19 protein-coding genes are annotated in these 17686 nt (G+C 58.6%); 8 read left to right on the top strand and 11 right to left on the bottom strand.

The genetic code is table 11. The features are described from left to right. Positions 1-3: 3 nt before the first annotated feature. Together BUE92_RS09960 and BUE92_RS09955 are read right to left on the bottom strand one after the other, a co-directional pair. Positions 4-966 (bottom strand): putative 2-dehydropantoate 2-reductase, encoded by a 963-nt coding sequence (locus BUE92_RS09960; RefSeq protein ID WP_073523436.1) that lies wholly within the window; start codon positions 964-966, stop codon positions 4-6. Then, the gene (locus BUE92_RS09955) at positions 963-1349 is read right to left on the bottom strand and encodes a thioredoxin (protein ID WP_073523435.1); all 387 of its coding nucleotides are present in this window, start codon (positions 1347-1349) and stop codon (positions 963-965) included. The genes BUE92_RS09960 and BUE92_RS09955 overlap by 4 nt, the downstream gene beginning before the upstream one ends. Between BUE92_RS09955 and BUE92_RS09950 the strand changes: the two genes are divergently transcribed. Next, positions 1348-1782 (top strand): pilus assembly protein PilZ, encoded by a 435-nt coding sequence (locus tag BUE92_RS09950; protein WP_073523433.1) that lies wholly within the window; start codon positions 1348-1350, stop codon positions 1780-1782. The two genes, BUE92_RS09955 and BUE92_RS09950, sit on opposite strands and share 2 nt — an antisense overlap. Before the next feature lie 130 nt (positions 1783-1912). Beyond that, entirely contained in the window at positions 1913-2989 is a 1077-nt protein-coding gene (locus BUE92_RS09945) for a 3-deoxy-7-phosphoheptulonate synthase (RefSeq protein ID WP_073523432.1), read from the top strand. A gap of 69 nt (positions 2990-3058) precedes the next feature. Here BUE92_RS09945 and BUE92_RS09940 read toward each other — a convergent pair whose 3' ends face one another. Further along, positions 3059-3340 (bottom strand): GNAT family N-acetyltransferase, encoded by a 282-nt coding sequence (locus BUE92_RS09940; RefSeq protein WP_073523431.1) that lies wholly within the window; start codon positions 3338-3340, stop codon positions 3059-3061. Positions 3341-3952: 612 nt separating this feature from the next. Between BUE92_RS09940 and oprI the strand changes: the two genes are divergently transcribed. Then, positions 3953-4204, top strand: a complete 252-nt coding sequence (gene oprI, locus BUE92_RS09935; protein ID WP_003172710.1) for an outer membrane lipoprotei OprI — start codon at positions 3953-3955, stop codon at positions 4202-4204. Between the two features lie 178 nt (positions 4205-4382). On the opposite strand, the gene BUE92_RS09930 is transcribed toward oprI, so the two are convergent. The 3 genes from BUE92_RS09930 to BUE92_RS09920 all read right to left on the bottom strand — a co-directional run bounded on the left by BUE92_RS09930 (position 4383) and on the right by BUE92_RS09920 (position 6403). Next, the gene (locus BUE92_RS09930; protein WP_019820319.1) at positions 4383-5348 is read right to left on the bottom strand and encodes a L,D-transpeptidase family protein; all 966 of its coding nucleotides are present in this window, start codon (positions 5346-5348) and stop codon (positions 4383-4385) included. Positions 5349-5445: 97 nt separating this feature from the next. Next, entirely contained in the window at positions 5446-5739 is a 294-nt protein-coding gene (locus tag BUE92_RS09925; RefSeq protein WP_003189866.1) for a hypothetical protein, read from the bottom strand. 58 nt (positions 5740-5797) lie between these two features. Beyond that, complete coding sequence (locus BUE92_RS09920; protein WP_073523430.1) at positions 5798-6403, bottom strand: arylesterase; 606 nt, start codon at positions 6401-6403, stop codon at positions 5798-5800. Positions 6404-6413: 10 nt separating this feature from the next. On the opposite strand from BUE92_RS09920, the gene BUE92_RS09915 reads away from it, so the two are divergent. Together BUE92_RS09915 and BUE92_RS09910 are read left to right on the top strand one after the other, a co-directional pair. Next, entirely contained in the window at positions 6414-7097 is a 684-nt protein-coding gene (locus BUE92_RS09915; protein WP_003189864.1) for an ABC transporter ATP-binding protein, read from the top strand. Continuing rightward, on the top strand, positions 7097-9607 hold the full coding sequence (locus BUE92_RS09910; protein WP_073523429.1) for an ABC transporter permease: 2511 nt from the start codon (positions 7097-7099) through the stop codon (positions 9605-9607). The genes BUE92_RS09915 and BUE92_RS09910 overlap by 1 nt, the downstream gene beginning before the upstream one ends. A 36-nt stretch (positions 9608-9643) precedes the next feature. Here BUE92_RS09910 and greB read toward each other — a convergent pair whose 3' ends face one another. Both greB and BUE92_RS09900 read right to left on the bottom strand, forming a co-directional pair. Next, positions 9644-10123: a transcription elongation factor GreB gene (greB, locus tag BUE92_RS09905; protein ID WP_032897540.1), complete on the bottom strand. Its 480-nt coding sequence runs from the start codon at positions 10121-10123 to the stop codon at positions 9644-9646. 125 nt (positions 10124-10248) lie between these two features. Beyond that, positions 10249-11289, bottom strand: a complete 1041-nt coding sequence (locus BUE92_RS09900; RefSeq protein ID WP_073523428.1) for a hypothetical protein — start codon at positions 11287-11289, stop codon at positions 10249-10251. Between the two features lie 240 nt (positions 11290-11529). Here BUE92_RS09900 and BUE92_RS09895 point away from each other — a divergent pair, with 240 nt between their 5' ends. From BUE92_RS09895 to BUE92_RS09885, 3 genes are read left to right on the top strand one after another with little or no spacing between them, the layout of a single operon-like run. Next, entirely contained in the window at positions 11530-12456 is a 927-nt protein-coding gene (locus BUE92_RS09895) for an ABC transporter ATP-binding protein (protein ID WP_073523426.1), read from the top strand. Beyond that, the gene (locus BUE92_RS09890) at positions 12453-13178 is read left to right on the top strand and encodes an ABC transporter permease (protein WP_073523424.1); all 726 of its coding nucleotides are present in this window, start codon (positions 12453-12455) and stop codon (positions 13176-13178) included. Before BUE92_RS09895 ends, BUE92_RS09890 begins: the two co-directional genes overlap by 4 nt. Positions 13179-13194: 16 nt before the next feature. After that, positions 13195-14955 (top strand): Gldg family protein, encoded by a 1761-nt coding sequence (locus BUE92_RS09885; RefSeq protein WP_073523421.1) that lies wholly within the window; start codon positions 13195-13197, stop codon positions 14953-14955. Here the strand turns inward: BUE92_RS09885 and BUE92_RS09880 are convergent. The 3 genes from BUE92_RS09880 to BUE92_RS09870 all read right to left on the bottom strand — a co-directional run bounded on the left by BUE92_RS09880 (position 14942) and on the right by BUE92_RS09870 (position 17470). Next, a complete protein-coding gene (locus tag BUE92_RS09880) occupies positions 14942-15250 on the bottom strand; it encodes a hypothetical protein (protein ID WP_073523420.1) in 309 nt (102 codons plus the stop codon). The two genes, BUE92_RS09885 and BUE92_RS09880, sit on opposite strands and share 14 nt — an antisense overlap. 259 nt (positions 15251-15509) lie before the next feature. Next, positions 15510-15944 carry a DoxX family protein gene (locus tag BUE92_RS09875; RefSeq protein WP_073523419.1) on the bottom strand — a complete coding sequence of 145 codons (435 nt, stop codon included), beginning with the start codon at positions 15942-15944 and terminating at the stop codon, positions 15510-15512. 104 nt (positions 15945-16048) lie between these two features. After that, positions 16049-17470: a transglycosylase SLT domain-containing protein gene (locus tag BUE92_RS09870; protein WP_073523418.1), complete on the bottom strand. Its 1422-nt coding sequence runs from the start codon at positions 17468-17470 to the stop codon at positions 16049-16051. Between the last annotated feature and the right edge of the window lie 216 nt (positions 17471-17686).

Below are 17686 nucleotides of genomic sequence, written 5' to 3'. Positions count from 1 at the left end.
TACTCAGCGGTTGTGCCGATCAATAAAACTCAAGGCCTGATAGAGCGCCTGCATGCGTGGCAGTTCGCAACCGGCCGCTTTGGCAGCGGCCAAGGGACGGGCGTAGATGGCCGCCAGCTCCAGCGGCCGCTTGTGCAGATGGTCGTGGTACATGCTGGGCAGGTAGTCGTCCATGGTTTCTGTCATGGCGAACATCTGCCCAGCGTAACTGGTAGGAATTTCATGCCCGCAGGCATGAGCGCCCTGCACCACCTCGGCCATCAGCGCCTGGATCAACTCGCGGCTGGACTCATCGGCCATCATGGCTGTGGTGCCCGTGCCCAGCAATACCGAGAGGCCGTTGAACGGCACGTTCCAGACCAGCTTGTGCCAACGCGCCAGAAGCACATTGGCCATGGCCTGGGATTCGATGCCAGCTTGATGAAACAGCCCGGCGCCGGCTTCGACAATCGCCTGTTGCTGCACCTCATCGTTGGCCGCCGTGCCACTGTGATAGCCCAGGTTGACCCGGCCCAACGCCTGATGCTCGACCACTCCGGGGGCCGAGCGGTGCACACCGATGTAGCACAGGCCGCCCAACAGATGCAGCGACGGCGGCAGGTGTTCACGCAGGCTGTCTTCGACATCGAGGCCGTTTTGCAAGAGCACCACTTTGGCGTCCGGCGCCGCCACCTGGGCGATGGTTGGCGCCAGGTCCACATTGCCGGTGGACTTGGTGCCCACCAATAGCCAGTCGCACGGCGGCATGTCGGCGGCGCTGGCATAGGCCTGAACCGGATGCAGGTGCAGTTGCCCATGCACCGTACTGTTGACGTGCAGGCCATGCCTGCTCACCGCGGCATATTCGCTGCGCAACAGGAAATGCACATCGAAGCCGGCACGCGCCAGCATCAGTCCGTAGTAACCACCAATGGCACCGGTACCGATAATGCCAATGCGTGGCGACGGGGCTGCAACTGCTGTCATGGCAAATCCTCTGGTATTCGATTGAGCGCCTGGTTTACGCATTCGGCGAGGTCGGATGCTGTAAGACGTGTCTGTAATTGCCCAAGGAATTGACCCTCGCACACCAGGAACAACGCCGGCAAATGAAAGATCTGGTAGCGTTCCACCGCACCGCCGTTGTGCCCTGCATCCACCCAGCACACGCGGTTCACCGGCAAGTGCCAGCCGGGCAACTGCTGGCGTGCCCAGCGGCAACTGGCACAACCGACACTGGTGAACACTACCAGCGAAATACCTGGCAATCCCAGCAATTGCTGGTCAATATCCAGGTCGGTCAATTCCAGTTCCTTCACTATACTGCTGCCATTGCCGTCAACTGGACGGCGCTCGGAGTCCGTGTACATGGGTCGTTTTTTACCTCACCCTGATGATGTCGCTGTCGAGTTGATCCAACGTCCCTCTCCCGCCCTGCCCCGCCAACGCCTGCACACTATCGGCCGCGGCGGCGTCGCCTGCAATTGGCCGCGTGCCTGGCGCGCCGGCACGGCGGTTGACCTGCGTATCCCTTCCCTGGGGCCCAGCGCCCGTTATCCAGGCTATGTCGCCTGGTGCCGCAAAGTCGAACAGGGCTATCGCATCGGTATTTGCTTCACCGATGAACACGCCTTGTTCGGTGCGCGGATGGGCGAGCAAGTGTGCCAGATCGAGCGTTACTGCCGCCTGCACGAAGATGCCGAGCCAACGCCTGCACAACTTGAAGCCATGGCCCGTGACTGGGTGTCGCGCCATGCCGGCGAGTTCTCCCATGAGGCGGTTGTGCAGCCAGCGCTGGATTAAACCGGGCTTTGCCCATTGTCGCGGGCCCGTGTTACGCGCTAAGGTTCCTCCCCCCTGCATTCAAATCATGCTGTGCCCGCCGCACGGGGATAGCTGGCGGCCGGCACCCGTGACCCTGGCGAGTAACACGATGGCTGATTTACCGATCAATGACCTTAACGTTGAATCCAACGAGACCCTGATCACCCCCGATCAGCTCAAGCGCGAAATCCCCCTGAGCGACGCTGCCCTGCAGACCGTCACCAAGGGCCGCGAAGTCATCCGTGACATTCTCGACGGCACCGACCACCGCCTGTTCGTGGTGATCGGGCCCTGCTCGATCCACGACCTCAAGGCCGCCCACGAATATGCCGAGCGCCTCAAGGTGCTGGCAGCAGAGGTGTCCGACACCTTGTACCTGGTCATGCGCGTCTATTTCGAGAAACCGCGCACCACCGTCGGCTGGAAAGGCTTGATCAACGACCCGTACCTGGACGACTCCTTCAAAATCCAGGACGGCTTGCACATCGGTCGCAAGCTGTTGCTGGACCTGGCTGAAATGGGCCTGCCCACCGCAACCGAAGCCCTCGACCCGATCTCCCCGCAATACCTGCAGGACCTGATCAGTTGGTCGGCCATCGGCGCACGCACCACCGAATCCCAGACCCACCGCGAAATGGCGTCCGGCCTGTCTTCGGCCGTAGGCTTCAAGAACGGCACTGACGGCGGCCTGACCGTGGCGATCAATGCGCTGCAGTCGGTCTCCAGCCCTCACCGTTTCCTGGGTATCAACCAGGAAGGCGGCGTGTCCATCGTGACGACCAAAGGCAACGCCTACGGTCACGTGGTGCTGCGTGGCGGCAATGGCAAGCCCAACTATGATTCGGTCAGCGTCGCCCTGTGCGAACAGGCACTGAACAAGGCCAAGATCAAGCCAAACATCATGGTTGACTGCAGCCACGCCAACTCAAACAAAGACCCGGCGTTGCAGCCGTTGGTAATGGAGAACGTTGCCAACCAGATTCTGGAAGGTAACCAGTCGATCATCGGCTTGATGGTCGAGAGCCATTTGAACTGGGGTTGCCAGGCGATTCCAAAGGATCTGGCCGACTTGCAGTACGGTGTATCGATCACCGATGCCTGTATCGACTGGTCCGCCACCGAAACCACTCTGCGCAGCATGCACGCCAAGCTCAAGGACGTATTGCCGCTGCGCAAACGCACCTGAGCCTGTACCCGTTTCGCGCACACAAAAACGCCGGGCGTAGCCCGGCGTTTTTTATTGGCAACTGGTCAGTTACAGCTTCGCGGCATGGCGCTGGTGGCGCTCCATGTAGCGTTCGACATAGGAACACGACGGGATCACCTCATAGCCGGCCTCTTTGGCATACTTCAAGGCTTCCTCGGTCAATGCAGCCGCAATGCCTCGCCCTCGCAGTGCGTTGGGCACGAAGGTGCGATAGATATCCAGGGTCTGCTTCCCGAGGTCCATGTAGGTCAGGTAGGCACGATGACCGTCCACATTGGTCTCGAACTGATGACCAGCCTGGTCATGGTGGATGGACAACGCCTCGCTCATCACTACTCCTCGCGGGTCTGAATTAACGACCCTACCTTACCGATGTTTTTCCGGCGAAGGAACATCTACGCCACCCCGTGCCGGTTTCGACAACGAGAAAACCGTGAGCGCTCACAACCAGCACATAGGGAATAGTAGGCACCAATCCTGAAATTGCTCAAGGCGCACTCGTCATTCCCCGCCGCTGGTGGATATAGAAAGGGCCTCGATCAACCGGTGACCGATAGCCTGAACATTGCCGGCAGTTGAACCTTGAGACGAACTGCCGCTCTTAAAGTCACCTCTAGATGCGCGAAAGATGCCTGGCGCAGTAAAGCCCAGCGCAACCAAAGTGCCCCGCTTCGTTATATAAAATTTCATCTGTTTACAAGGCTTAACACATGCAGGCCGGCCCTTTCAGCCTGGATCCAACGTTCGTCGAGGTGCAAAAACCTGGACAGTTTTCATACAAACCGTCAAAAGATTAGCCAAAATAGATTCGGCACAAGAATTTTTTTTGCTTCTTGCGCAACGTCAGTTTACTTACTACAAGTAATGGGTAGTATGTACGCCGGCTATTAGCTCACTCTGAGAAAGTAGCCATTAAATTGAAAGTCCTTGAAGGGGAACACGATGAACAACGTTCTGAAATTCTCTGCTCTGGCTCTGGCCGCAGTTCTGGCTACCGGTTGCAGCAGCGTCTCCAAAGAAACCGAAGCTCGTCTGACTGCAACTGAAGACGCAGCAGCTCGCTCCCAGGCCCGTGCAGACGAAGCCTACCGTAAAGCTGATGAAGCTCTGGCTGCTGCTCAAAAAGCACAACAGACTGCTGACGAAGCTAACGAGCGCGCTCTGCGCATGCTTGAAAAAGCAAGCCGCAAGTAATAATCCTTCGGGGTTGTTATCAAGCCGATCCATTTATGGGTCGGCTTTTTTTTGCCTTTGATTTGGCATGTGGGAGCGGGCTTGCTCGCGAAAGCGGTGGATCAGTCAACATCAATGTTTGCTGGGCCGACGTCTTCGCGAGCAAGCCCGCTCCCACAGGGATGTTCGCTCAGGCTTATTATTGAAGATCGAGCGGGGTGCTGGACGCCACAGGTGCGCCGCCTGGCACACCAATTTCGGTCGGCAAGCCATCCTCGGCGGCGACCACATCACGCACCTGGTCCCAGTTGACGCGCAGGTTATTGGACAGGTCTTCGCGCTTGAGCAACGCATTGATGACCGCGGTGTGCTTGTCGACCACCGATGGCGTACCGTCATCATTCAACGGCGTGTGGGCCTCAAGGTAGACCTTGCCACCACTGCTGCCGAACTTGTACGCGTCATTGATGATGCGCACTGACGTGCCTACCGGCACCATGCCTGCCATTTCCAACACGTTGTTATTGAACATGCGGAAGCACCCGTGGCTGGTACGCGTGCCGATCCCGAATTTCATGTTGGAGCCGTGGATCAGGTAACCCGGCGTACCCAGGGTGAACTTGAAGGGCCCCAGCGGGTTGTCCGGGCCGGCAGGCACCACGTTGGGCAGCGGGTCACCGTTGGCGGCGTGCTCGGCCTTGATCGAGGCCGGTGGCGTCCAGGTCGGATTCGGCGTCTTGGCGATGATACTGGTATGGGCGATCGGCGAACCCCAGCCCTCTCGGCCAATACCAAGCGGGAAGGTATAGACGACGTTTTGGCCTTTTGGATAGTAGTAGAGCCGGTATTCCGCCAGGTTGATCACAATGCCTTCCCGCGGCCCGGGCGGCAGGATAAAGCGTGTCGGCAGCACGATTTCGGTGCCCGCGCCCGGCAACCAGGCATCAACGCCCGGGTTGGCCGCGACCATTTCCGAGTAACCCAGGTCGTAGGTGGTGCCAAGGTCAGCAAAGGTGTCTTCGTACTTGGCCTTGATCACTTGGACCTGGCCAACAATGTCCTCACCGGGCGGCGGCAAGGGCAACTGCAAGGCCGCTGCCGAACCTGCCGCACAAAGCGCAGCAAGAGACAGGCAGCAGGTGACGACGGAAAGGCGCGACAACATCCGGAAAATCCTTCGCAAGACGACGGGTAGGTAAAAAGCGAGCTACAAGCTTTCAGCCGCTAGCTTACAGCTTATAGCTTGAAGCTTGCAGCTGCTTCTATAACTCGAAGCGCAGCTCCGGCCAGATCGGCGGCGTGCCGCGCTTTTGCGATTCGAGAATCGCCCGGCACAAAGGGCAAAGTCGCTGGTCTTGGAAAATCGAGCGGTTGACCGATGACCAGCGTGGTTGCGCCGGCAATAAAGTGCCGCAGAGCGTGCGGTCGATCGAGCCGCCCAGTTCCAATTGACGCGCCACCAGATGCACCCGCACTTCCTGGCAGGCGAACAGGTCCAGCTGCTCGTCCGGCTCGATCAGTTGGTAGTTAAACAGGGACCAGGCAGGGCGCGACATCGAGGGCTCCAAATCGGGGGGGCGCCACCTTAGCCGAAAGCCTGCCGGTAGAAAAGCGTCATAACAGTGGTTTTAGCGTTGGCCAGACATTTTCCAGCAACTTGTCTTGCGCCGCGACTGCCGGATGCAGCCCGTCAGCCTGCATCAACTCCGGATGGCCACCCACGCCCTCGAGGAAAAACGGCACAAACGGCACCTTTTCTTTCTGTGCCACATCACCGAATACCTTGGCAAAGGCTTCGACATAGCGCTTGCCGTAATTGGGCGGAATCTGCATGCCCAACAACAGCACCTTGGCGCCGCTGTCCCGGGACTTCTGGATCATCGAAGCAAGATTTTGTTGCAATTGCGCAGGCGGCTGGCCGCGCAAGCCATCGTTGCCGCCCAACTCGATCACCACCACGTCCGGTTTGTGCGCTGCAAGGGCCGCTGGCAGCCGTGCGAGGCCTCCCGCACTGGTGTCGCCGCTGATGGAAGCATTGACCACTTTATCGTCAAAACCCTCCTGTTTGAGCCGTTGCTCCAGCAAGGCGACCCACCCTTTGCGGGTATCCAGGCCGAAACCGGCACTGATACTATCGCCAACGATCAGGACTGTACCCGCCGCTGCGTTCTGGGCCATGCACATCAAGGCCAGGCCAGCACTCAAAAACCACACTCGCATCGGATTCTCCATGGGCGCAAGCATTCTCACCGCGCGAAACCTTAGCAAAGTGGTTCCCAGCGCGGAAGGTGAACTGACTATCCTGCACGAACTGAGCCTGGAACTGAACAAGGGCGATAGCCTGGCTATCGTCGGCAGCTCCGGTTCCGGCAAATCCACGCTACTGGGCCTGCTGGCCGGCCTCGACCTGCCCAGCAGCGGCGAAGTCACCCTGGCCGGGCAAGCCCTGAGCACCCTGGACGAAGACCAGCGCGCACGCATCCGTGCCGAGCATGTGGGCTTCGTATTCCAATCCTTCCAATTGCTCGACAGCTTGAACGCGCTGGAAAACGTGATGCTGCCGCTGGAGCTGGACGGTCGCCAGGACGCCCGCGAGCGAGCCAAACACCTGCTGGAGCGCGTAGGCCTGGGCCAGCGCCTGACCCACTCGCCCCGCCAACTGTCCGGTGGCGAACAACAACGCGTGGCGATTGCCCGCGCGTTTGCCGCCGAACCGGACGTGCTGTTTGCCGACGAGCCCACCGGCAACCTCGACAGCCATACTGGCGAGCGCATCAGCGATCTGCTGTTCGAGTTGAATAAAGAGAGCGGTACGACCTTGGTACTGGTCACCCACGACGAGCGCCTGGCCCACCGTTGCCGGCGCCTGATCCGCCTTGAAGCCGGCCTGATGGTCGCGCCCCTGGAGCCTTGATGGCACGTTTGCCGCTGTTGCGTCTGTTCAGCCTTGCCATGCGTCAGTTACTGCGCGATGCCCGCGCCGGCGAATTGCGCGTGCTGTTCTTTGCCCTGCTGGTGGCCGTGGCTGCCAGCACCGCCATCGGCTACTTTGGTGCGCGCCTCAACGGCGCCATGCTGCTGCGCGCCACCGAGTTCCTCGGCGCCGACCTGGTGCTCGAAGGCAGCTCGCCGGCCCGTCCCGAACAAATCAAATCCGGGATCGAACTGGGCCTGGATCATGCTCGCATCGTGGAGTTCTCCAGCGTTATCGCCACCGATAACGGCATCCAGCTCTCCAGCATCAAGGCGGTCAACGAGCAGTACCCCTTGCGCGGCGAGCTTAAAAGCAGCACCGAGCCCTTCGGTACGCAAACCCCGGGCGGTGGTCCCAAACCCGGTGAAGCCTGGGTGGAAGCACGATTGCTGACGGCGCTGGACCTGAAAATCGGCGACAGCATCGATGTCGGCATGAAGACCCTGCGCCTGGCGCGCATCCTGACCTACGAGCCCGACCGGGCCGGGAACTTCTACAGCCTCACGCCCAGGGTCATGATCAACCTGACGGACCTGGACGCCACCGGTGTCGTCCAGCCAGGCAGCCGTGTGAGCTACCGCGAACTATGGCGTGCGCCACAAGGCAGCACTGCGCTGCAAACCTATCGCGACCTGGTCAAAACGGGCCTCGCCGCCAACCAGCGGCTGCAGGACTCCCGCGATGGCAACCAGCAAATCGGCGGCGCGCTGGGCAAGGCCGAACGTTACCTGAACATGGCCAGCCTGGTGGCCGTGCTGCTGGCTGGCGTGGCCGTGGCGCTTTCAGCCAACCGCTTCGCCAGTCGACGTTTCGATGCCAGCGCGTTGTTGCGCTGCCTGGGCCTGTCGCGCCGTGAAGCCATGCTGCTGTTCAGCCTGCAACTGAGCGTGCTGGGCTTACTGGCGAGCCTGGCCGGCGCCCTGCTCGGCTGGCTGGCGCAATTTGGCCTGTTCTACTTCCTGCACGACCTGCTGCCCACCGACGTACCGCCAGGCGGGTTGCTGCCGGCTGTCGCCGGGATCGGCACCGGGCTGGTCGCCCTCGCCGGCTTCGCCCTCCCGCCGCTGGCCGCACTGGGGCGGGTACCACCGCTGCGGGTATTGCGCCGCGATTTGCTGCCTATTCCTTCAAGCACCTGGATGGTCTACGGCGCTGCACTGTTTGCCTTGGGGCTGATCATGTGGCGCCTGAGCCTGGACCTGGTATTGACCTTCGCGTTACTCGGCGGCGGTGTAGTCGCTGCGCTGCTCCTGGGTGGCTTGCTGCTGTTGTTGCTACAGAGCCTTCGGCGGTTACTGGCTCGCGCCTCCCTGCCGTGGCGCCTGGGCCTGGGCCAATTGTTGCGGCACCCGTTGGCGGCGGCAGGCCAATCCCTGGCCTTTGGCTTGATCCTGTTGTCCATGGGGTTGATCGCGCTGTTACGGGGCGAATTGCTCGACACCTGGCAAAACCAGCTGCCCAAGGATGCGCCCAACTACTTCGCCCTGAATATCCTGCCAGCCGACAAGGACGCCTTTGGCGCCCGCCTGCTGGACGTCCAGGCACAAGCAGCGCCGCTCTACCCGGTGGTGCCAGGGCGCTTGATCAGCATCAATGGCGAACCCGTGCAGGAGATTGTCAGCAAGGACTCCAGTGGCGACCGTGCCACTCAACGTGACCTGAGCCTGACCTGGGCAGCCGACTTGCCAGCGGGTAACGTCCTGACGGCAGGTACCTGGTGGTCGGCGCAACCCACTGACGGGGTTCCTGGCGTGTCGGTGGAAGCCAAAGTGGCCGAGAGCTTGAAGCTCAAGCTCAACGACCATCTGTTGTTCACCATCGGCGGGGAAAACCGTGAAGCGCGGGTCACCAGCCTGCGCACCATCAACTGGGATAACTTCCAGCCCAACTTCTTCATGATTTTCCAACCGGGCACCTTGAAGGATCTGCCGGCGACCTACCTGACCAGCTTCTATTTGGCTCCCGGCCATGACCAACAGATCGTCGACCTGTCACGGGCCTTCCCGGCGGTCACTATCCTGCAGGTCGAGGCCCTGCTGGAGCAGTTGCGCAGCATCCTTGCCCAAGTAACGCTGGCAGTCGAATACGTGCTGTTGTTTGTCCTCGCGGCGGGCATGGCGGTGTTGTTCTCTGGCCTGCAGGCCACCCTGGATGAACGAATCCGCCAAGGTGCATTGCTACGCGCCTTGGGTGCCGAGCGTAAGTTGCTGGTCAAGGCCCGACGCATTGAGTTCGGCCTGCTGGGCGCCGTCAGCGGCTTGTTGGCGGCACTGGGCACCGAACTGGTGACCTGGGTGCTGTACCGCTATGCCTTTGACCTGGCGTGGCATCCCCACCCGTGGTTGTTACTGCTGCCTGTGATCGGTGCTGTGTTGATTGGCGCTGCCGGAGTGTTCGGCACGCGCCGTGCGCTGAATGCTAGCCCGCTGACCGTTCTGCGCGAAAGCTGACCCCGATGGCGCGTACTCTGCCAAGGGTACGTGCCATCAGGCGGGCTTTACATATTCGATCTTGGTGATCCACCAGCACACCTCTCCGCCTGGGGTCTGTACGATTGCCTCGTCATCCACCTCCTTGCGCAGCAGGGCCCGTGCCATGGGTGAGTCGATGGAGATGTAATCCATACGGTCGTAGATCTCGTCATAACCCACGATGCGAAAACGCTTGGTCTCGCCCTGTTCGTTTTCGATTTCGACCCATGCGCCGAAAAATACCTTTCCCTCCTGCTCGGGCATGTACTCCACCACCCGCATGTCTTCCAGGCGTTTGCGCAGGTAACGCACCCGTCGGTCGATCTCGCGCAACAGCTTCTTGTTGTACTGGTAATCGGCGTTTTCACTGCGATCTCCCAGGGAGGCTGCCCAGGTCACTTTGCGCGTGGTATCCGGACGTTTTTCACGCCATAGGTAATCCAGCTCTTTTTTCAGCGCTTCATGACCCTCTTTGGTAATCAGCTTGGTACTCAAACGCTCGCATCCCCAGGCAATGTCTAATGGTGCCGATACGCCAGGGCATCATGCCCAGGCAGCGGCTGGCTGGGACTGATGATAAATGAACCCTGGAAAGTATCCAGGCCGGCGCCTCTGTAACCTCACCCATGGCCCTCCAGGACTTGATCCAACTCAAGCAGCATGCCCTGCATGCGCTGGCGCATGCCGGACAGCTGCAACATCATCATTGTCAGTTTTTCGGCTTTCTGACTGACCTCCAACCCCTGCTTCTGCAAATAGGTATGGCGCTGCTCAAGTTCACGGCCTCTTTCATCCAGTTGGCTCTGCTGCTGTTGCAGGCATGCCTGCCACTGTTCAAGCATCTGTTCCTTCTCGAGGACGGCGCATTTTTTTTGCGTCAACTCTTGGGCGACCTTGGCCAGATTGCTCAGCGCGCTGTCCATTTCAAGCAAAGAGGTATGTTCCAGGTGGGCAGGCGGGTCCAAGTGGTCGGGCTCGGGTGGCTCCAGCCGCAGATTGTGTGGCTCAAACTGACTGTCATTTTGTTCATCCGGGACAGGCGGCGCACTGGTCTTGACCTGCAACTGCGGTATCGCGGCCAGCGATTGCGCCGGCTCTTCAAAGGTGTCTTCATCCATAGGCTGCGGCGCAGACGTGGGTGAGCGCGGATTTCGGGGCGGCGCAACCATTTGCGACGAAAAGCGAATGGACGGCACGATCACTGCGCTGCTCTCGATCGCAGGCAATGCCGGCGCAGACATACCCAAGGTGATCACCTTCATGACCAATGCCTTCTTGATGATCACCGAGTGATGATCCTCGGGCCTGGCAGGCGGCAGCCGGCAGCCCTTCAAGTCAATAAAGTGAAAGGGAACCTCGGCGTCGCCAATCGAACCTGCCTTCGAGCCTGACGCGGCCGCCATCATCAGGATCTGCTTGAAGACCTGCATCGCTGATTGCAGGTCCTCTTTTGAATCAACCCCCCCCAGAAAATATCGTTCGAGCTTTTTACGTAATACCGCGATATAGACCCGGGAGTGACCGGGTTCGGTCTCCTCATCCAGGCTATACACGAGAAAGTTGGACCCGGTTTGCGTGACAGCGAACCCACAAAGCAACGCGCCGTTAACGGGCGCGTCTTCGTCGTTACGTTCAAGAACAAGAGTACGTAGAAGCATCATGGCAATCAGGCCTCATTACAAGAGATAAAACCTTATATAAACACCAGATAAACATCCGAGCATTAATAAGTCTTCCAAACAAAACAATTGTTTCAGCGAATTATCGAGCTGAACGTAGGATTTTTCTTATTAGTGACGTCTCGCGTTCCCAAGCCACTTTATTGAACGTACCCTTTTTAAAGCGCTCTCCCATACGGCCGGCACCTCTCACACGCCCTGCAAAACTTATTCGGTAAAAATATGATCGAGATAAGCAACTTGACAAAACAGCTGGGCAAAAAAAGCGTCATCACCAACCTCTCCTTCTGCGCACAGCGCCAGGAGTGTGTGGCCCTGCTGGGAGAGAGTGGTGCAGGAAAAACAACACTGCTGAGTTTGATTGCCGGGGCAATCAAACCTACTTCAGGACAAATCACTATCCAAGGCTTCAATACCCAGACCCATTCACTCCAAGCCAAAAAAGTCGTTGGCTATCAACTCCAGAACGGCCTCAATCATCACAGGATGTCCGTCAGGCATATGCTCGATTTTATTGCCGCTATTCGCGGTTTGAGCGGTGTTGAAAAGCGCAGTCGAGTCGAGCAGATAGTCACGCGACTGGAACTGCTGCCCGTGCTCAACTGCCCGATCGATGTGCTTCCACTTGGCTTGAAGCGCAGAGTCGCAATGGCCCAGGCACTCCTGCACTCCCCAAGCCTGCTCCTGCTGGATGAGCCCACGGAGGGACTATGCCCTGATCAACGGCTCAAGTTCAGGGCACTCATCCAATCCCTGACCGAGGAAATGATGATCATCATCGCCTCCCGCCGTTATCAAGAGTTAGCGGATACCTGCACCCGTGCCTTGGTCATCGCCGGTGGCCGCCTGGTGGCCGACGCTTCACTGCCGGATTTGCAACGCAGTTCCCGGCATTTCCAGGCTGTGACCCTGGCGGCGGACACCCCGCTGGATTTGCTGGCACTTGCCGTATTACCTGGCGTCGCAGGCATCGAAGAAGACCGGCATGCCCCCGGCAAGGTGACTGTTCTGGCCATGCCCGGGCACTCCATCTTCCCTTCGATCAACGCGCTCATCACCCACCGTGGCTGGAACATAACGTCAATGAATCTGGAGCCGGGTCGCCTGAACGATGTCGTTCACCATCTGAGCCATGAGGTAAATACTTGAGACTGCTAGCCATCATTTTCAAACGACAACTCGCCAGCTATGCCTCGTCACCGAGCACTTATCTTAGTGTGGCGGTTTTTCTTGTGCTGGGTGCGACGCTGGGGTTGCACAGCCATCACTGGCTGGAGCAAAACAGCAGCGATTTGCAGGCCTTCTTCGAACTGCATCCATGGCTCTACCTGCTACTGGTACCGATTTTATCGACGCAGCTATGGTCAGACGAATCCAATACCGGCTTTTGCGACACATTGAAATCCTTACCCGTCACTCCGATGCAGCGGGTGGTTGGAAAGTTTATGGCGGCATGGATCGTCTGTGGCATCGCTTTAATGCTTAACTTCCCTTGGGTGATGGCTGTCAATTATCTTGGCACCGCCGACAATACCGTTATCGCATCACAGTTCTTCGCCAGTTGGTTGTTGGCGGGAAGCTATCTCTCTGTGGGTTGCTTTGCCTGTGTGCTGACGAACCAACGCGTTATGATTTCCCTCTTGACGCTGTGCTTGTTGCTGGCCGCCAGTGGGATATCTTCAACGTTGGATGCACTGGAACAGCAGACCCCCATATGGATTATCGACAGTTTGATATCCCTTGATCCGATTTCCCGCTTCAGCGCGATGGATAACGGCAAGTTGACATTGCATGACTGCCTGTACTTCATAAGCATGATCTTGGCTTTTCTGTTTGCGACCACTCTCATACTCAACTACAGAAACAGCTGATATAGGAACGCCACTGATGGGATCCGCTTTTCGCGCGGGTATGACATTGATCGTCATATCACTACTGTTTCTGGCATTCAATCTAGTCTGGGTACCCAAACTGCCAACTGTCCGTTGGGACTTTTCCCAAGAAAACACCCACACCCTATCGCCACCGGCGCGGCAATTACTCGTTTCACTTGAAAGCCAACTGGATTTATATTTCTTCAACAGCCGCAATGCACCGCAAAAAAAACCGGTATTGAAACGTTATGGCCGGCGCGTGGAAGACTTGCTCAAGGAATTCGAAAAAGCTGCCAACGGCATGATCAACTTACATATTATCAACCCCACCCCGTTCTCTGAGGACGCCTATAAAGCCAGCTTGTTTGGCCTTGATGACACACAAGGATTCCTTGGCCTTATCGGTACGCGTGCCGGCCAGGGCGCCCAACGCATCCAAGCGTTCAGCCCTGAGCATGAATCATTGCTCGAGTATGAAATCAGCCACCTGATCTATAAGTTGATGCACCCTGATCGCTCCACTGTTGGCCTACTGTCGGGACTGCCCTTGGGCAAATCGGCCGGCGGGTTACTGGAGTTGATGCGCGAGCAATTCAATGTGGTGGAATTGGCAGCGGACATCACCCAAGTACCGCCCTTCATGAACACACTGATGGTCGTGCAGCCACACGCTCTATCTGGTCGAGCCCTATATGCCCTTGAGCAATGGGTACTCAAAGGCGGCAAGCTGATGATGTTCATCGACCCGGTGAGCGAGATAGGCGCCGACGCCGTATCGACAAACGCCAGGCTGGATGCGCTGCTGACCGCATGGGGCATCCAGATGCCTGCGGACAAGTTGCTGGTCGATAATCTTTATGCCTCATCAGCAACGCCCGGCACCGGAATGCCCGCGGTACTGCACCCGGCCAGACTACATCTGCCAAGGCAGGCAATGACCAGAACGGATATCAGCACCTGGGGACTGCATTCGGTCATCGTATCGAGCAGCGGCGCGCTCTCCTTGGCGCCCAAAAGCCGCTCGCTGTTGACCCCGCTTCTGCTGAGCTCAGGCCAATCGGCATTGGTGGACGCAGAACGCTTTGCTTCTGCAACTACGTTCGATTCACTCATAGATGAATCAGCGACTTCAGGGCAGCGTCATGTCATCGCCGCCCGCCTTGACGGGCCTGCTTATTCAGCGTTTCCCGACGGCCTGGAGGGCCAGCCGCCCGGGCTGCAGAGGGCAGAACAGATCCAGATGGTGATCGTGGCCGACACCGACTTGCTCGCAGACACGCTCAACAATGCCCTCCCAAACGGCAACGCGCAGTTTGTATTGAACACATTGGATAATCTGGCAGCACCCGAGGCACTCAGAAGTATTCAATCTCGTGTCATGCGCCAACCACTGCACAGGCTAGAACACATGCACGACGAAGCCGCACAGGCTTATCGCAAAAGTGCGACTGCGATGGAGCGACGACTTGAGCAGACAGAACAAGCATGGCGCAGGTTGAACCCACCCCACACCAGCCTCATGACCCAAGCGGTGGATACCACTACCCAGTTGCAGGCACTCAACAAAGAGCGCCTGCAATTGCCCATCGAGTTGCAGGCGCTCAAGGCCCAGGCATACGCCCCGCTGCTGCGTTTCGAACGATACCTGCAATGGCTGATGGTCGTCACAATACCGCTGCTGCTGTGCCTGATTGCCTGGGTACTTTTCCTATACCAGCGCCGGCGTCGAACATTTACGTTGGCGGCCTATCACCACTCGCTCAGCGACGGGTGATCAGGCCTTGGCGGGCAATGCGTGTCAGTTGATGGATCACCTCATCGGCGTTGCTGGCATTCGGTGCCTGGATCACTGCAAGGTCGAAACTATCGCTGGCAAAACGGGCCAGGGAATCGCCGTCCTCAACAAACTGGATCAGGAACGCCGAAGGTCGACCGGAACGACGTGGCCAGCCGTCCAGATAACGCAGCAGCGTCGGCTGGTGCTTACCGCCCAGGAGGATTTTCGGATTGCGTTGAGTCAGGTCCGCGGTGATCGGGGCCAGGCGTATGAGAGGGCGTATTGCATTCATCGTGTCGTGTCTCTGCCTCAAAAGTCTGCGGGCAGGTGAGAGGCAACACCGAACCAGCGCTTTAGCGGTATTTCGAAGAACGCCCTGCGTGAGCAAGCGTGCTTCTGTCGGGCTGCATTGAGACCCAGTGGCGCCCCGCAATTAGCTGTTTAAATCGGCGCATGAGCAGCATCCTAGAGAAGCCGGTGGGGCAGTGTCAAGAATCCCGGGCAACGAAAAGGCCCGCATCAGCGGGCCTTTTGTGCAGCTTGCTGAACGATCAGTGAGTGATCGCGCGGTCGACAGACAATTTGCCCGCACCTTCCAGCAACACCGCCAACGCGCCGCCGAGCAACGCCAGTGCGAACTCATAACCGTTGTTGGCCATGAACAGCCCGTTATGGATATGTACAGAGAAAATCGCCACCAGTGTCAGGAAGGTCAGGCCCAATGCAGCAGGGCGAGCCAGCAAACCGATGATCAGGGCCAGGCCGGCGAAGAACTCGGTACCGCCCGACAGCAGCGCCATCAGCGTGCCCGGCGCCAGGCCGATGCTTTCCATCCATTGTGCGGTGCCCGCCAAGCCACCACCGCCAAACCAGCCGAAGAGTTTTTGCGAACCGTGGGCAGCGAAGATGATGCCGACGAAAATGCGCAGAATAGTCAGGCCATAACCGGCGCGGGTGGACAGTACACGGGTAATCATTGGGCTCATGGGGGTAAATCCTTTTCCAGGTAGGGGTTGGTTGGCCGCTATATTAATCAGTTTAAGCAATGATAAAAGCCGAAATATTGCCTGATAAACATCGACTAAATCGATTATTTACGTGACGCAATTTTAGCCGCTGGCGGCTCCAGGGACTTCCGCTCCCGATCGAACGCCAAATAATACTTGTTGACGCTATTAACATAGCTGACGCCGCCCATCCCTACCTGCTCCATGGCAATGCGTTCAACCTGGAAGAACCACTGATTGGGGTTAAGCCCGCGGCGCCTGGCCTCGGTGCGCATGCCTTGCACCCGCTCCGGCCCCATGTTGTACGCCGCCAGCATAAAGGCCATGCGCTCACGCTCATTGAGCTTGGGGCTGGAGAAAAACTTGCGGCGGATCATCGCCAGGTAACGTGCCCCCGCTTGCACATTACTGTCGAGCGTCTCGATATTATTGACCCCCACCCGCTGGGCCGCCGACGGCGTAATCTGCATCAGCCCGGTAGGGCCGCTGCTGTTGCGTGCGCCTGGGTCCAGGGAAGACTCCTTGAATGCCAACGCCGCCAGGTTCAGCCAGTCCATACCTTGCTCACGCGCATGTTTTTGCAAAACCGGGCGCAGTTTTTCCAGGCGCTGGCGGTCAGCCCGCGCCAACGGGTTACGGACCTGGTAGAGGCGTCTATAGATACGCTGGAAAGCCACATCCTGGTCGGAAGGCGTGTGATAGGTCTTGAGAAACCGATCAATGCTGGCGCGCAGCATCGAGGCATCCTGGCGCACAAACCAGAACTCGTCGCCCGGCTCGCTGATCACCACCTGCTTGTCAAAGCGCAACTTGGGCAGGATTTTCGACCAGCGTTGGGCAATCGGTTTTTCTACGATCGTCAGGTGAAAAATCCCGGCCTGCACCATCTCCAGGACGTCTTCCACCGCCAGGCTGGGGTCAACCCATTCCACTTTCACCGGTGGTCGCTTGTGCAGAGCCAGTTTTTGATTGACCTGACTGATGGCATCCGCCGCCGCACTGCCCGTGGTCAGCGTCAGCGTGCGACCCGACAGTTGCTCCAGCCTGGTAAAGCGTCGTTCACCCTTGACGCCCACCAGCCACAACGGCACATCGCTGACAATCGGGTCGCTGGCGCTGACCTTGTGCACGCCCTTCACGTCCAGCAACTCACCGGGCGCCACCAGGTCGCCCTCGCCACGGGCCAGCGCGCCGAGTAACTGGTCCTTGGCCTTGGGGATGATCTTGAGGTTGATGGCCTGCCCATCACGGGCATGGCCATTGAGGTACTGCTCGAAGGCACGCAACCGATGGTATTCGACACCGATGGCCTGGCCCTGCACTTCACCGGAACTGTTGCGGCTCTGGTTGACCAATACGCGCAGGGTGCGGCTGGAGCGAATTTGCGCGAGGTCGCGGACCTTACCGGGCTTGGCCACTTGCAGCGGCCCATCCAGACGTGCGACCGCCGCCATGGGCAGCAGCAACGTCAGGCACAACATAAGCAACGCCGAGGGTCGGATCATCCGCTCTCCGGAAAGAAAACTGGCCAGCGCCTTCGCGAATAACGCAGTGCTGGTGGTCAGAAACAGAGCGCTTTATGCGCTGGCAAGGCGTGCAACAGCGCCACGGTGGCAGGCAATCGGCCCACCACAATGTCGCTTGCGACGTTCAAAGACAGCGTTAACGCGTTGTAGTTCTTGGTTTTTCTTATCAATCTACAGCTCTGATATGCTTTCCGG

It is taken from the genome of Pseudomonas fluorescens, from assembly GCF_001902145.1.
Classification (GTDB): domain Bacteria; phylum Pseudomonadota; class Gammaproteobacteria; order Pseudomonadales; family Pseudomonadaceae; genus Aquipseudomonas; species Aquipseudomonas fluorescens_BV.
This window is presented reverse-complemented; position numbering and strand designations above follow the sequence as displayed.

What these genes read in the sequence shown, in the direction of transcription:
- BUE92_RS09910 (WP_073523429.1), top strand. Translation starts at nt 7,097, where the DNA reads ATGGCACGTTTGCCGCTGTTGCGTCTGTTCAGCCTTGCCATGCGTCAG.
- BUE92_RS09945 (WP_073523432.1), top strand. Translation starts at nt 1,913, where the DNA reads ATGGCTGATTTACCGATCAATGACCTTAACGTTGAATCCAACGAGACC.
- BUE92_RS09925 (WP_003189866.1), bottom strand. Translation starts at nt 5,739, where the DNA reads ATGTCGCGCCCTGCCTGGTCCCTGTTTAACTACCAACTGATCGAGCCG.
- BUE92_RS09880 (WP_073523420.1), bottom strand. Translation starts at nt 15,250, where the DNA reads ATGAATGCAATACGCCCTCTCATACGCCTGGCCCCGATCACCGCGGAC.
- BUE92_RS09915 (WP_003189864.1), top strand. Translation starts at nt 6,414, where the DNA reads ATGGGCGCAAGCATTCTCACCGCGCGAAACCTTAGCAAAGTGGTTCCC.
- BUE92_RS09940 (WP_073523431.1), bottom strand. Translation starts at nt 3,340, where the DNA reads ATGAGCGAGGCGTTGTCCATCCACCATGACCAGGCTGGTCATCAGTTC.
- BUE92_RS09920 (WP_073523430.1), bottom strand. Translation starts at nt 6,403, where the DNA reads ATGCGAGTGTGGTTTTTGAGTGCTGGCCTGGCCTTGATGTGCATGGCC.
- BUE92_RS09960 (WP_073523436.1), bottom strand. Translation starts at nt 966, where the DNA reads ATGACAGCAGTTGCAGCCCCGTCGCCACGCATTGGCATTATCGGTACC.
- BUE92_RS09955 (WP_073523435.1), bottom strand. Translation starts at nt 1,349, where the DNA reads ATGTACACGGACTCCGAGCGCCGTCCAGTTGACGGCAATGGCAGCAGT.
- BUE92_RS09875 (WP_073523419.1), bottom strand. Translation starts at nt 15,944, where the DNA reads ATGAGCCCAATGATTACCCGTGTACTGTCCACCCGCGCCGGTTATGGC.
- oprI (WP_003172710.1), top strand. Translation starts at nt 3,953, where the DNA reads ATGAACAACGTTCTGAAATTCTCTGCTCTGGCTCTGGCCGCAGTTCTG.
- BUE92_RS09870 (WP_073523418.1), bottom strand. Translation starts at nt 17,470, where the DNA reads ATGATCCGACCCTCGGCGTTGCTTATGTTGTGCCTGACGTTGCTGCTG.
- BUE92_RS09900 (WP_073523428.1), bottom strand. Translation starts at nt 11,289, where the DNA reads ATGATGCTTCTACGTACTCTTGTTCTTGAACGTAACGACGAAGACGCG.
- BUE92_RS09930 (WP_019820319.1), bottom strand. Translation starts at nt 5,348, where the DNA reads ATGTTGTCGCGCCTTTCCGTCGTCACCTGCTGCCTGTCTCTTGCTGCG.
- BUE92_RS09885 (WP_073523421.1), top strand. Translation starts at nt 13,195, where the DNA reads ATGGGATCCGCTTTTCGCGCGGGTATGACATTGATCGTCATATCACTA.
- BUE92_RS09950 (WP_073523433.1), top strand. Translation starts at nt 1,348, where the DNA reads ATGGGTCGTTTTTTACCTCACCCTGATGATGTCGCTGTCGAGTTGATC.
- BUE92_RS09895 (WP_073523426.1), top strand. Translation starts at nt 11,530, where the DNA reads ATGATCGAGATAAGCAACTTGACAAAACAGCTGGGCAAAAAAAGCGTC.